Below are 13,294 nucleotides of genomic sequence, written 5' to 3' on the forward strand. Positions count from 1 at the left end.
TCCGATCAGTGGGACAGAGTGTCGGTGGCGTTCAACAGACGCGGCCCGCTGGCCGATGGCAGCAACAGCACGCTGTAACGCTCGCCCGCTTTCAGATCGCCCAGGTCCAGCGGCGCCCCGACGTTGGCGTTGGCGCACACCAGTTGCACCGACAGGCTCACCGGGTTGATCGAGCGCCGTTGCAGGCTGTCGACCGGCACAGCCTTGAACAGGTCAGCGTTGCGCCCGGCCGGACGCAGGCTGGCGTCGACGCAGGACTGGTCGACGTTGAAAAACCCCAGCGAAGCCTTGAGGCCGTTGAAGTCGTCCGGCTGCTCGCGCACCACCACTTGCTTGAGGCTGGCGCCGTCCGGCAGGGCGATCACGGTGGCGAATTCCCCCGGCTCGATCTTCAGGTCCATGGCCAGTTTCTGCTGACCGCTGAGCAAAGTGCCGGTGACCGCTTTGGTCGAATCCACCGGGAAAAACAGCGACACCGGGCGCGCGGTTTCCAGGCGCAGCGGCGGTTGCCCGGCCTGGGCGGTCACGTCCAGCGGCGCGGTGCCGGCGTTGACGAAGCGGATGAACGCCGCGTCTTCGCTGGGGCCGGTCGGGTACAAAGCCACTTCCGCTTGCGCCAACGCACTGATCGACAACGCGGGCACGGCGACGAGCGCCGCGATCAGCTTGATCATTTCTTGGCTTCCTTGACGGCAGGGGCTTCGAGCAGGGCTTTGCTGATGTCTTCGCTCCAGGTTTTGTAGCCCGGCGCGGTCAAGTGCTGGCCGTCGACGGTGGCCCACTGGCCTGGCTTGGAGAACGCCAGCGAATCGATGTAGCTGCACGGCGCTACGTTGGCGGCGAGGAACTTGGAGGTCATCTCGACCCGCGCAAACGTCTTGCCGTATTTGCCACCTTCGGTGCCCCAGTTCGGGCCGACCCAGGCGCAACGGGTGCCATTGGCGGAGATTTCCTTGGTCAGCGCCGTGGTCTGCTGCCACAACCAGGCTTTCGGGAAGGCCGGTTTGGTGTAGCTGGCCATGGTGTCGCCCATGACGATCAGCACCAGGTCCGGTTTGTCGGTGGCCAGCAATTGACTGATCGGCACGGTCGCGGCCTTGCCGCCGAGCACCACGGTTTTTTCCGTGCCACGGCGCTCGGCACCGCCACAGGCGCCGGGCGTGGCTTTCAGCCAGTCACCGGCGTTGGCGCCGCAAATCCCCAGGGTGTGAACCTTGGCGCCTTGCGCGACCAGATTGTCGTGCAAGGTGGAAATCAGGTAATCCGGCGTCGCCAGGTGGCTGTCGCCAATCATCAAAATAGTCATGCCCGCGAGAATCGATACTGCCACGGTGAACACTCCTGCTGCTTAATTCGAATAAGGGGAACGGTAAGGACTCACCGGCATCGCCATGCGCCCGGTGAAATCCTCAAACATGTAGCGCAGATACAGGCCGCCGGTCCATTGCTTGTAGTCCTGGGCGTTGTCGAGCCCGAAGCTGCCGCCCAGGAAAATGTTGTCGCCGAAACGGTACTCGGCGGCGGCATTCAGGTTGTAACCGATGCCGGTCTTGTTCTGGCTCGAATACCGGGTCGGCAGCGAGGAGCCGAACCCGGCGTAAGCTTGCGACGTCTGCTCCAGCGCCGCTTGCAACTCGCGGTCGTTGGGGAAATACGGCGTCGATTCCTGCTCGATGTGTTGCAGGCCCACCGAGCCCTTGATCGAGTAGCTCAAGCGATCGGTACGCTGCGACCAGCCGATCGGCACGCCGATAGAGAAGAAGTTCTGTGGGCTGAAATAACCGCCGTTGCCGTAGGTGAAGTTGCCCTGGTTATTGTCGTAGCTGATGCCGGTGACACTCAGGCCCATGGTCAATTGGCGGGTGTCGTCATTGAGCAAGTACCAGTACACCCCGGTACCGCCCTCGACACGGGTGTTGTCGTCGACGTTATTGCCCAGCAGTTTGTGCACGCCGCCGTAGCCGTACATGCCGTAGTCGCCGTTGTCGTAGCTCAATTGCAAACGCCCGCCATTGGCCGTGACGCCGCCCCACTTGAGACCACTGCGCGCATCCCGGGCGCCGGCGAACGACACCAGGCTGTCAGTCACTGCACGGCGCGACAGGCTCAGTCCGTAGCGGAAATCACTGCCTTCGCTGAACGAACGATCGATGCTGATCCCGCCGACTGCCGTGCTGTAGAGGAAGCCCATCGGGCTGGTGCCGAGGTCGGTCTTGAGGCCGAGCGACGGATTCTCGTACGCCACGGCCAGGCCGATGCCGCTGTCTTTCTGGCGGCCGACCGGGCCGTTGAGGCCGGCGCTGAAGTCGTCCAGTTGATCCCGAGTCGGATTGCTTGCGAGCAAGCTTTGCAGCGCGGCGGTTTGCGCGTCGTTGGCGCCACCGAAACGGTTCTTTGCCGAATCGCTCAAGCCGCCGGCATTCAACGACACCGGTGTCACGCGCAGGGCGATGCGGTCATCGCCCACCGGCAGGCTGATCTCCAGCGGCGTTTCGACGTCGGTCATTTTGCTCAGGCCCGACTCGCTGTCATTGCTGCGAATGACCACGCCCTGGGTAACCTTCGGACTGCGTTCCTGATCGATTTGATCGAGGGCGCTTTGCATCGCCAGGCGGGCCTCGGCCTGTGGATCAATCGGCTTGGCCACCGCTACGCGAGGGCTGTCACCGAAGTTGCCGCGCGCGGGCGACGGTGCATAGCCGCCGTCATTCGGCGCCAGGTTGTTGGCCGCGAGCAGGCGCGGGGCCGGTTCGGCGTCCGCGTCGGCCGCAGCGACTTGCACCTGCGCCGGCTCCGGGATCTGCGACAAACTGGCCTCGGACAAACGCGACTGACCGCGCTGGCCCGACTTGCCCACAAACGGATTCGCCGCCACCGTGCCGGCAAACGGATTGGCATCTTCCTTGGCCGGCGCCTGCAAGGCCAGGGCCCGGGCGTACAACTCGGCAGCCTTGGCGTTCTTGCCCTGGGCGCGATAAATGCTCGCCGCGCTGGCCAGCACCTGCACATCGTTGGGCGCCAGTTCCAAGGCTTTGTCAGTCGCTTTTTCAGCCCCGCGATAGTCGCCGGACTTGCTCAACGCCTCGGCCATGCCGATCTGCAACTGCGGATCGTTCGGCGCCTTGTCGAGCAATGGCTGATACAGCTCGATGGCTTTCTTCGGGTTGTTGTTGGCCAGGTACATGCGCGCCAAGGCGCCGACCGCCAACGGGTCATTCGGGCGCGTCGCCAGGGCGGGCGCGAGGGTGTCGTAGGCCGCGACCAAGTCACCCTTCTCGCGCAGCAAATCGGCCTGGCGCACGGTGTAGAGGTACAGCACCTGGTCATAGCTGCGCTGATCGGCGGGGGCCAAGGGCTGATTCTGCAAATCGTGCAGCAGTTGATTGACCTGCACATCGTCGCCGGTCTTCAGTAACACGCCGGCGTAGGCCAGACGCAGGGCGGGTGACGGTGTGCTGCTTTGCGCGATCGCGTTGCGCAGCATCGCCAGCGCATGTTCGGTGTCGCCGGCATCGACGTAAGCCGAGGCCAGCAGACCGAGGGATTCCGGTTTGCCGTTGGCCGCCAGTTCGGCGCGGCGCAGCAGAGTCAGCGCCTGAGCGCGTTCACCCTGCTTGGCCAATGCCGAGGCCTGGCTCGCCAGGGACTGCACCTGAACTTCGTTGGCCAGTTGCTGCATCGGCACCGTGCGCTGGCTGACCGGGATGCGCTCCAGGGTGGTTTGCGCCGCCGACCATTCGCCCAACTCGCTCGACAGCAAGGCACTGGCATACAGGGCTTCGATGCGCTGCGGGTCAGCCTTGAGCAAGTCCGCCAGGGTCTGCCGGGCTTTGTCCGGAGCCTTGGCTTGCAGGAAATAACGCGCTAGGTCGTAGCGGGTCCAGACGCTTTGCGGATCGTTGCGCACCGCTTCCTGCTGGGCGGCAATCGCGCCTTTCAGGTCACCGATGCGCTCGGCGTTTTTAGCCTGGCCCACCGCCACCGCCGCCCGCAACGGGCGCAGATCGCCCAGGCGTTGCTGTTGGGCCGGGTTGAGGCTTTCAACCAGTTTCAGGCCTTGGCTGGCCTGGCCGTTTTGCGCCATGACCGTGACCAGCCCCAGCAAGGCGTCGGGGTTGTCGTTGTCCAGATTCAGGGCTTGGCGATAGCTGGCCTGGGCGTTGTCCAGCTGATTCTGCTCAGCCTGTACGCCGCCGAGGGCGACGTAGCCTTCGACCTGACGCGGTTTGCTGGCGATGGCTTGCTGCAGCAGGCTGCGGGCCTTTTGCAGGTCGTGATTGGCCTTGGCTTTGTCGGCCTGACCAAGCAAGTCCCAATAGCGGTTGCTGTCGAGTGCCGCTTGCCAGCGCGGATTGCCAGCACGGCCGACCGCGCGGGTCAGCAGTTCGTTGGCGTCGCTGAAACGTCCCTGACGCTGGCGGACCACGCCGAGGCCACCGAGGGCGTCGGTGTCCTGGGGCTGTTCCTTGAGGCGGGCGAGGAACGCCTGCTCGGCGACGTTCAGTTGGTTGTCTTGCAAGGCTTTAAAACCACGCACCAGATGCGGGCTCTGCTGCGCCGCCACGGCTGCGGCACCGCGACTGTTCATTTGCGTGCGGATCTCGGCGTCGTCCGGGTTGGCCTTGAGGTAAGCCTCGAACAATGGAATGTCCGATGGCCGTGGCGAGCCCAGCCACACCAGACCTTCGCGCCAGCTCTCAGTGGCTTCGCCACCCAGCTCCGGCAAGGTCGACAGCTGCGCCAAACGCTGCAAGCCTTCCGGGCGCGTGGTTTCGTTGCGGATCAGCAATTTGGCCAGCGCCAGTTTGACCTTGGCGTTGCCCGGCGTCTGTTGCAGCAAACGCTCCAGCCCTTGGCGGGACTCGCTCCAGCCGCCAGCGGTGTAACCGAGGTAGCTGTAGAACTCCAGGCCGAGCTCACCCTGAGGCGGTTTGCCAGCGAACAACTGCCGATACGCCGGCACGGCTTTGTCCAAATCACCTGCCGTCGCCAGTAGGCGCGCCTGTTCCAATTGATCGGCGCTGTTGCCCGTTTCCAGAGCGATGGCTTGCTCCAGCAGCAAGGTCAGCGGTGCGCCCGGATGCGCCTGCTCCATCTGCGCCAAGTAATGGTTAGCGCCCGCGATGCGCTTGCCCTTGAGCTCCAGCAGCCCCAGGCCATAAAGCGCGTCCGCTTGCTGCGGATCGATCAGCAGGAGCTTTTTCCAGACTTCGGTGGCCCGGCCTTTATCATCCTGAGCCTGCCAGTATTGCCCTTGCTGCAGCAGCGCCTTGCCCGCCGCGCTGAGCTCGGCATAGCTGCTGTTCTGGATCAGGGCGGCAAGTAGCCCGAAGGCTACGGCGTGACGGCGCGCTGACATTGCTTCTCCCACATCGGTTGCAACTTCCCGTGATCGAGGAAGTGATAACGGTTGTCCATGTAGCCCAGCGAAAACAGGCTCAGGACAAAAAAGTAATAGGGTGGCTGAGCGAGCTTGACCGCCTCGGGCGTCAGGCTCTGCGCCATCAACTGCTCGACCCGCAGCGCCTGCTGCTGTTGCAGCGCGGTATTGCCCAAGGCTTTGAAATACGGCAGTAGCGCGGCGGAAAAGCCGAAGGGCCCGGCGCCGCTGTACTCGCCGCTGAGGACCTGGACTTTTTCCGGTGGCACGCCATCGGCGGCGGTGGCGCGGCGCATGCCGTCGAGGCTGTCGAGCAGCGGTTTGCGCAAGCTGTCGCGCTTGGGCATGACACCGGCCCAGAGGTAGGTGCGGATCGCGTCGTAACTGCCCAACTCGCCCTTCACCGGGTCGACGATAAATTCGCCGCTCTTGCTGCCGGTGCTGCGGTAACTGACCCAGTCAGCGACGAACCCCTTGTAGCTGACAGCCTTGATCAGGGTCGCGGTGTTGTTGGCGATTTCCGCCCACGGGCCTTGGCGATCAATCTCGGCAAAACGCCGCAGCAGCGGGATCGGCAGGTAACTGGGGTTGAGTTGCCAATGATCGGGCTTGTCCAGATTCGGCTTGATGAACCCGACCTTGCCTGGCATCAACATCTTGCCCAGCCCCGGCAGATCGGCAACTTCCTGGGTGGCGATGTTGTGCAGTAACTGACGCGCCGCTTGGGTGTAGTCGTCGCGCTGCCACAGGCGCCCGGCTTCGAGCAGTGCGTAGGCAAACCACAGGTCGGCATCCGACGCCGAGTTGCTGTCCAGCAAGCGCCAGGCGCCCTGCTCGTCGAGGCCCCAGAACCAGCCCGGCAAGTTGTTTTTGATGTCGCCCTGGGCGAGGTTGTCCTGGCTCCAGCGCCACAGCTTGTCGAACGCCGCCCGGTCATTGGCCACCAGGGCAAAAAACATGGCGTAGGACTGGCCTTCCGAAGAACTGTGCTTTTGCGGCGTGCTGGCATCCAGCACCCGACCGTCGGGCTGCACGAAATGCTCGGCAAAGGTTTGCCACAGCGGCCAGGTCGGCGCGCTGCAACTCTCGGCGCGCGCCGACGTCGGCAGCAGCCAGGTCAGCAGCAGCGCCAACACGCCAATCAGCCGGGAACGGCGCGCTCGGGTCTGGCCAGCGGTGGCAGGCGTGATCATCACGGTGCGCTTACCCTCGCAGACGTTTGTTGGCGCGCGAGCGCAGCGACAGATACGCCACGCCGCTGAGCAGCAGCACGCTGACACCGGTCAGCAACAGCACCAGCAGCGGATGGCGCGACATCAGCCATTGCAGGTATTTCACCGGGCCAAGGTGGCCGATGTAATACTGCTCGTCCGCCACCAGCGGTTCGATGGTTTTGCCCCGCACCACCACCAGGCTGCCCTGGATCGACTGGGTGTAATCCTCGCCGCCGATCAGCGCTCGGGTCGCTTCCGCCAGGCCTTGCGGCTGGCCGCTGGCAATCACCACTACGCTGCGACCGCTCTTGAGCGGCGACTCGAAACCGGTCAGGTAGGTGCTGCGCTGTCCACCGGAAAACGCCATCGCCAGGCGCGCTTTGCGCTGGTTGGCCGCCGGATCGGGGCTGAACCAGTCACGCACACGCATCGGCAGGTCGGACAACTGGAAGCTCTGCTGGCCGCCCGCGTCAGTGGCCGGCAGGCGATCGGCCCATTGCGTGAGCAACGGCTGATTGCTGCCGGAAGCCAGCACTAGCAAATCTTTATCGGCGGCGCTTGCCACTTGGTCCGCTTGCGTCACTTGCACGGCCGTGGCCGGGTAACCGGTGGACTGGCCGAAGCGCCCGAGCACCGTCAAGTAAGCGTCCAGCTCGGCGGCGCCGGCGTTGTCCGGCAGGACCACGGCGGTTTGTGACAGGTCAGCCATGCGGGTGAACGGGAAACCGGCGTCCTTGAATACACCCAGGTTCGGCATGGCCATGAAGTGGTCGTAGCCGCTGAGGTCAAGGGTCGATTCCGGATCGATGCTGCCGCGCATGTTGTCGATGATGATGTCGCCGCATTCGCCCTGCTTGATGTAATCGAACATGTAGCGCAGTTGCAGCCGCGATTGCAGGGCCACCGAGTTCAGCGGCAGGCGCACCTTGGTTTCGCGGCCCAGGGTGTCGTTGGTTTTCAGCGCGCTGAGAATGCCGCTGTCGAGCTTGTCCTGGGACAACAGGTTCTGCGACTGAATCAAGCCGTCGTTGAAGCTGATGATGAACGAGGAGTTGGTCGACTTCTCTTGCGGCGTGTAGCGGTACTTGAGGGTCAGCGGCGCGCCGTCATCGCGCCAGGTAAACAGGTCTGGCGGGAAATTCAGCGGCACGGTGATGTCGCCAGGGTTGTAGCCAGCGACGTTGAATTGCTTGGCCGGCAGCAATTCGCCGAGTTTGACCGGACGGTCGGTGGGCAACCAGTTCGGCGCATCGTACGGCTTGCGCGGCTGCACGGCGTCGAGCCGATCGATTACCACGCTGCTGCCGGACAAGGCCTGGCTGCCAAGGACCAACGCGGTGGTGGCGCGCTTGAGTTCCACCGCGTCGCGCCCGCTGACCACCAGCAATTTGCCGTTGGGGTCGTTTGGGTTAGCCATTACGGTCAGGGTCGGGCCTTTGGCCGCCGGCAGGCTGAGGCCGCCGACTTGCAACGCCTCGGGCCCGCTGACCAGCACCACGGCATTGCCGCTGGCCGGGATCTGGTTGACGCTGGTGGAGAAGGTCGCGCTGCGATAGCTGGCCTGCGCGCCGAACCACGACGACAGCGCGCCGGCGGCTTCCAGGGTCGCGTTGTCCGGTGCGCTGGCGAACACAAACGGCAGGTTCAACGCCCGCGCATCGCGACGATCGAAGAACGGCAGCGGCATGATCGACAAGTCATTGGGCAGCGCCAGCGGCGTGACCTGGATGCTCAGTTCGCTGCTGTTGCTGATCTTCGCCCACAGGCTCGAGTGCTGCGGGTCTTCGCAACTCATGGTGTAGTGCCCGACGAATTGCAGGCTCAAGCGGTTGAACTCGGTGATCAGGTGCGGCGGGATCTCGACCGTCTGCTTTTGCAATTCACCGGCGTGTTCTTTTGGCAGCGGCAGGCTGGCGGCCACTTCGTCGTTGACCATCACGTTGATCTGCGACAACTCCGCCAGCAGTGCCGGCGAATAGGTGTACTGCAAGTTCAGCCTGGCGCCGGTGACAATGGAATCGGCGCGCACATCGAAGTTGACGCTGTCGGTGGACTCCACGCCGCGCAGGCTCATCGGGTAGGCCCGGCCGAGCTGCTTGAGGGTCACGCTGTAGCTGTTGCTGCCCGGCTCGCTGGACGCCGGCGCCGTCTCGGCCAGTGTCGCCGCGCTGCCAACTAGGGCCAGCACCGCGCACGCCAGGCGCGTCAATGCGCGGCGAGGGGCGCGCAGGTTACCGAAAGCGAAAGACTTCGAGTTCATCACTTGTCCAAAACGTTTTCTAAGGAAGGAGGGGCGACGCGGCGACGGCTGAGCAGCCGCTGCAATTCCATGACGGTGGCTTTGAACAGTTCACGGATACCGCGCAGGCCGATGCCGCTGACATCGCGCAGCGCCACCAGTGGCGTATCGACCTGGCCGTTGCCCCAGGTCGAAGCCCAGGTGTCGGCGCGGGAGAAGGTCAGGCGCACCAGCTCACTTTGCTGGCGCAGCGTCAGCGCTTCAAATTGCGCGCCCAGCAAGGTGCCACGGCTGAACGCGATCACCGCCGGGAACACGCTCAATTGCTGGTTGCGGAACAGGGAAATGTGCACGCGCTCGCCTTGCGGCACATTCGCGCCTTCCGGCAAGCGGAAGCCCAGGCCTTTTTGCGAGAAGTCCTGGGTCACGCCATCGATCACCGTGCCATCGGCGCGGGTCAGGCGCATCGGCAACGCGGCGGCGACGCGGGGCTCGGAACGCACCTGGCGGGTTTCGCTGGCCACCGCCACCGAGGCGCTGGTGATAATGATGTTGTACACCGTCCACGCCAGGTTGATCAGGATGGTGGTGGTCGCGCCCTCGGCGCCTTCGCTGAGTTTGACCAGGCCGAAGATCATCCCGGCGACGTTCAGCGACAACAAAATGATGTACGGCCGGGCGAGTTTCCATTCGAAGAATTTCTTGTCGATGATCCCGCCCTTGTCGGTCACGTTGAAACCACCGAACTTAGGGTTGACCAGCGCCATCAGCACCGGGCCCATGATGTACCAGGCCAGCACGGTCTCGTAGACCTCGTTCCAGAACGAGTGGCGGAACTGCCCCTGGATGCAGGAGTTGGTCAGGCTGGCGTGGAGAATATGCGGCAGCACGTAAGCGGTGATCATCAACGCCGAGGCGTGAAATATCTGCGCGTCGAAAAACAGGAAGGCCAGCGGCGCGGTGAGAAACGCCAGGCGCGGCAAACCGTAGAAGAAGTGCAGCATCGCGTTGAGGTAGCACAGGCGCTGGCCGAGTTTCAGGCCTTTGCCGAGCAACGGGTTATCGGTGCGGAAAATCTGCGCCATGCCCCGCGCCCAGCGAATCCGCTGGCTGATGTGGCGCGACAGGCTTTCAGTCGCCAGGCCCGCGGCCTGCGGGATTGCCAGGTACGCGGTGTTGTAGCCGGCGCGGTTGAGCTTGAGCGCGGTGTGCGCATCCTCGGTGACGGTTTCCACCGCCACGCCACCGACTTCCAGCAGCGGCTCGCGACGGATCACCGCGCAGGAACCACAGAAGAACGTGGCGTTCCACAGGTCGTTGCCGTCCTGCACCAGGCCGTAGAACAACTCGCCTTCGTTCGGTACCGAGCGGAAGGTGTTGAGGTTCTTCTCGAACGGGTCCGGCGAGAAGAAGAAGTGCGGCGTTTGCAGCATCGCCAGCTTCGGGTCCTTGAGGAACCAGCCAATGCTCACTTGCAGGAAGGAACGGGTCGGTACGTGATCGGCGTCGAAGATGGTGACGAACTCGCCGCTGGTGACCTTCAACGCTTCGTTGAGGTTGCCGGCCTTCGCGTGGCGGTTGTTGTCGCGCACGATGTAGTTGACGTCGATCTGCTCGCAGAAATCGCGGAAGTCATCGCGGCGACCGTCGTCCAGCACATGGACGCGCAGTTTGTCCTTGGGCCAGTCGATGGCCTGGGCGGCGAAGATCGTCACCTTCACGATGTCCAGCGACTCGTTGTACGACGGGATGAACACGTCCACCACCGGCCACTCGCTCGGCGGGCCGCTCAGCAATACCGGTTTGCGGCGCAGCGGCCACGCGGTCTGCAAGTAGCCGAATACCAGCACGATCAAAGCGTACAACTCGGCCGCCACCAGCCCATAGCCAAACAGCATGTCGACCCAGCCTTCGAAGCCCAGGGTCGCCGTCAGGCGCCAGTACATGTAGCGCAGTGAGGCGGTCAGCGACAGGCCGATCAGCATCAGCACGGTCAGGCGCCCGGGAATTTTGCGCAGGATCAGCGCGGTGACGAAGCAGCCGGCGGCGAAGAGGCACTGCGAATACAGATCGAACGGCGCCATGATGATGAACAGCGCCAGCAACGAGCACAGCACTGTGGTGATGACCGTCAGCACCCGCCGAACGCCGCCGGGCCAGCGATCAAGACGCTCGGACAAGGAGTGCGCCCAACGCTGGGAACGGGTCGGCGCAACAGTTGGTTCGGGGGACGTAGTAATCACGAGGCGAAGAACTCTGCAGCACGGGTGGATTCGAATCGGGCCTTGAGTTGCTCGCCGAGCAGCAACAAGTCCTGGCACGCCGGCGATGATCCGGGCGTCGCGAGCGGGTTGTGGCCGTAAGCCAAGGCTTCGCCCAAGGCGTGATCCAGGGGAATGACGCTCAGCAATTGCGCGCCCAGACGCCGCTTGAGCACTTCCAGCATGTCGCGGGAGAACTCTCGGCTGGCGTCGAATTGGTTGACCACGTAGCTGCATACCGAGAACGGCGCCCGCGCGTCGGGGGCGCTGAGCAAGGCGTCCATCTGGTCGAGCGTCATGAAACTGGCGGCATCGGCGCTGGTCACCACCAAAACCTGGTCGGCCACATCCAGTGCCTGCTCCAGATAAACAGTGCGCCCAGGAGGCGTGTCGAGGATCACCACATCGTTGTCGCTCAGGGTCATGCGCCCTAACTGGCGAGCCAGCCAGTGACGGTCGTTGCTCATGTACTGCTCGAGGGTGCGGCGCTCTTCCTCGCTCAATGCGCCATAAGGCAGCAACTGCGAATCGGCGGTGCCGGGCAGCAGCAGGTCGCTCCAGTTTTTGCCGGTCAGGCCCGCGCTGCCCATGCCCGCCACATCGGGCTCAACGCCGAGGTGGTGCTGAAGGGCATTTTGCGGGTCGAGGTCGATGGCCAGCGTCTGCCCGCCAACAATGCGCAAGCTGCTGGCCAGCGCCGCGCTGAGGGTGGTTTTACCGACGCCGCCCTTGGCCGAGACCAGCGCAATCACCCGCGCCTTGCACTTGGCCGGGCGACCTTGCGGCAACGCCTGGCGCAGGGCTTCATCGTTGCGCGCCTGGGCTTCGGCCTGACGGGCCAACGCCACTTCGGCGAGCAGGTTGCGCAACGGTGCCGGGACTGTGGCGGCCCTGGTCGGCAGCGCGTCAGTGGCGGGAGTGGCAACGGCCGGTTCTGGGTTGAATGCGACGGGCTGCGGAGTCAGCGGCACGATGGCGGCGCTGATGCTCGGAACGGACAGTTTGACGGGCGCGACGGCAATCACCGGTTCGACGGTTTCCTGCGCGACCACATCGGCGACCGCTTCGGCCAACGGCTCAAGCTCGGCCTCTATCAACGGTTTCACCGGCGTCACGGACGGTTCTTTGTAATTGAACTCACTCTCGAACTCGAGATAGTTGCCCGCACTTGCTCCGAACCGGCTGAACAGGTTCGATATATCGTCTGTACGATTCATCGGAGAGTTTCCGCGACGCTGCTGAAATAAAAGCACTTGGCTCGAGACGATCCGTCGCGGTGAGCCATCAAAATGATATCGTCAATATTTTGAACTGTGCAAGGACAAATACTGGATCGCGATAAAAAAGCCGTGTTTATCGCCGTGTTCTTGACGAGTTATCGTCGCTTGTTATTTGACGCTGCCATCGTTCACTCTCCCCCGAGACTCCACTCAAACAGCGCGCCGACGGTCTGCAAGCACCGTACTAGGGGGGCCTGCGGACGCGGCGCGGGATTATCCAGCAAGTGACTTTACCGCGCACACGGTTTGCGCCGAGTGGCACTTCTTTTTATCTAAGCCAAATAACCGTGTAATGAATCACCACAAAGCAATTCGCGGACCAAATGGAGTAACTGTGTTCGCATAACGCCGACTACTTGCCGATAAACCTTGTGAATCAGCAAGTTATTGATACCGGCCATTCGCCTGCTTAGTTCGAATGTAACAGTGGATCCAAATTAACCCGCTGACGGCTGGTTGTTTAAAAGGCAACTACGACGTAAATCGCACCATTAGCTATGCTGCTGAGCATGACTCGGTTCATAACTGGAGGGATGTGCGATGTTTTACGTGCAACGGGACGCGACCGGTCAACTGATCCGCGCGCAAACCATCGCCTACGCGGGCGCCACTGAAACCCTGCCAGATGACCACCCGGACATCCAGGCCTGGTATTCCAATAACCTGGTGGAGAGTCGACTCAAGCAGTTGCGCCAGAGTGACCTGGAGATGATCCGGGTGCTCGACGACTTGATCCAGGTGCTGACCGCCAAAGGGGTGATCCGCGTCACCGATCTGCCCGCGGCCGCCCAGGCCAAACTGATGGACCGCTCCCAGGCTCGGGAGGATCTCGGCGGACTGAATCACTTGGTGGACGATGAGGAAGGCGGGTTGATCTAGGTTCTTCACCTTGCGTGAAGAACCTATTGAGTGCTGACTGT

General features: G+C 63.2%; 8 protein-coding genes. 1 reads left to right on the plus strand and 7 read right to left on the minus strand.

Annotated elements, in window-relative coordinates:
* Positions 1-5: 5 nt before the first annotated feature.
* The 7 genes from RG836_RS03720 to bcsQ are packed head-to-tail and all read right to left on the minus strand — an operon-like array spanning position 6 to position 12,311.
* Positions 6-674, minus strand: coding sequence for an alginate O-acetyltransferase AlgF (locus RG836_RS03720; protein WP_310843304.1), 669 nt, complete (start codon positions 672-674; stop codon positions 6-8).
* The gene (locus tag RG836_RS03725) at positions 671-1,294 is read right to left on the minus strand and encodes an SGNH/GDSL hydrolase family protein (protein ID WP_310843342.1); all 624 of its coding nucleotides are present in this window, start codon (positions 1,292-1,294) and stop codon (positions 671-673) included. The genes RG836_RS03720 and RG836_RS03725 overlap by 4 nt, the downstream gene beginning before the upstream one ends.
* A gap of 54 nt (positions 1,295-1,348) precedes the next feature.
* Positions 1,349-5,359, minus strand: a complete 4,011-nt coding sequence (locus tag RG836_RS03730; RefSeq protein WP_310843305.1) for a cellulose biosynthesis protein BcsC — start codon at positions 5,357-5,359, stop codon at positions 1,349-1,351.
* Complete coding sequence (gene bcsZ, locus RG836_RS03735) at positions 5,335-6,573, minus strand: cellulose synthase complex periplasmic endoglucanase BcsZ (protein ID WP_310843307.1); 1,239 nt, start codon at positions 6,571-6,573, stop codon at positions 5,335-5,337. The genes RG836_RS03730 and bcsZ overlap by 25 nt, the downstream gene beginning before the upstream one ends.
* A gap of 10 nt (positions 6,574-6,583) precedes the next feature.
* Entirely contained in the window at positions 6,584-8,854 is a 2,271-nt protein-coding gene (bcsB, locus tag RG836_RS03740; RefSeq protein WP_310843309.1) for a cellulose biosynthesis cyclic di-GMP-binding regulatory protein BcsB, read from the minus strand.
* Complete coding sequence (bcsA, locus tag RG836_RS03745; protein WP_310843311.1) at positions 8,854-11,076, minus strand: UDP-forming cellulose synthase catalytic subunit; 2,223 nt, start codon at positions 11,074-11,076, stop codon at positions 8,854-8,856. The genes bcsB and bcsA overlap by 1 nt, the downstream gene beginning before the upstream one ends.
* Positions 11,073-12,311, minus strand: a complete 1,239-nt coding sequence (bcsQ, locus tag RG836_RS03750) for a cellulose biosynthesis protein BcsQ (protein ID WP_310843313.1) — start codon at positions 12,309-12,311, stop codon at positions 11,073-11,075. Before bcsQ ends, bcsA begins: the two co-directional genes overlap by 4 nt.
* Positions 12,312-12,914: 603 nt before the next feature.
* On the opposite strand from bcsQ, the gene RG836_RS03755 reads away from it, so the two are divergent.
* A complete protein-coding gene (locus tag RG836_RS03755; protein WP_310843315.1) occupies positions 12,915-13,253 on the plus strand; it encodes a tryptophan synthase subunit beta in 339 nt (112 codons plus the stop codon).
* Positions 13,254-13,294 lie beyond the last annotated feature (41 nt).

The sequence above is a fragment of the Pseudomonas rhizozeae genome (genome assembly GCF_031583775.1).
Taxonomy (GTDB): domain Bacteria; phylum Pseudomonadota; class Gammaproteobacteria; order Pseudomonadales; family Pseudomonadaceae; genus Aquipseudomonas.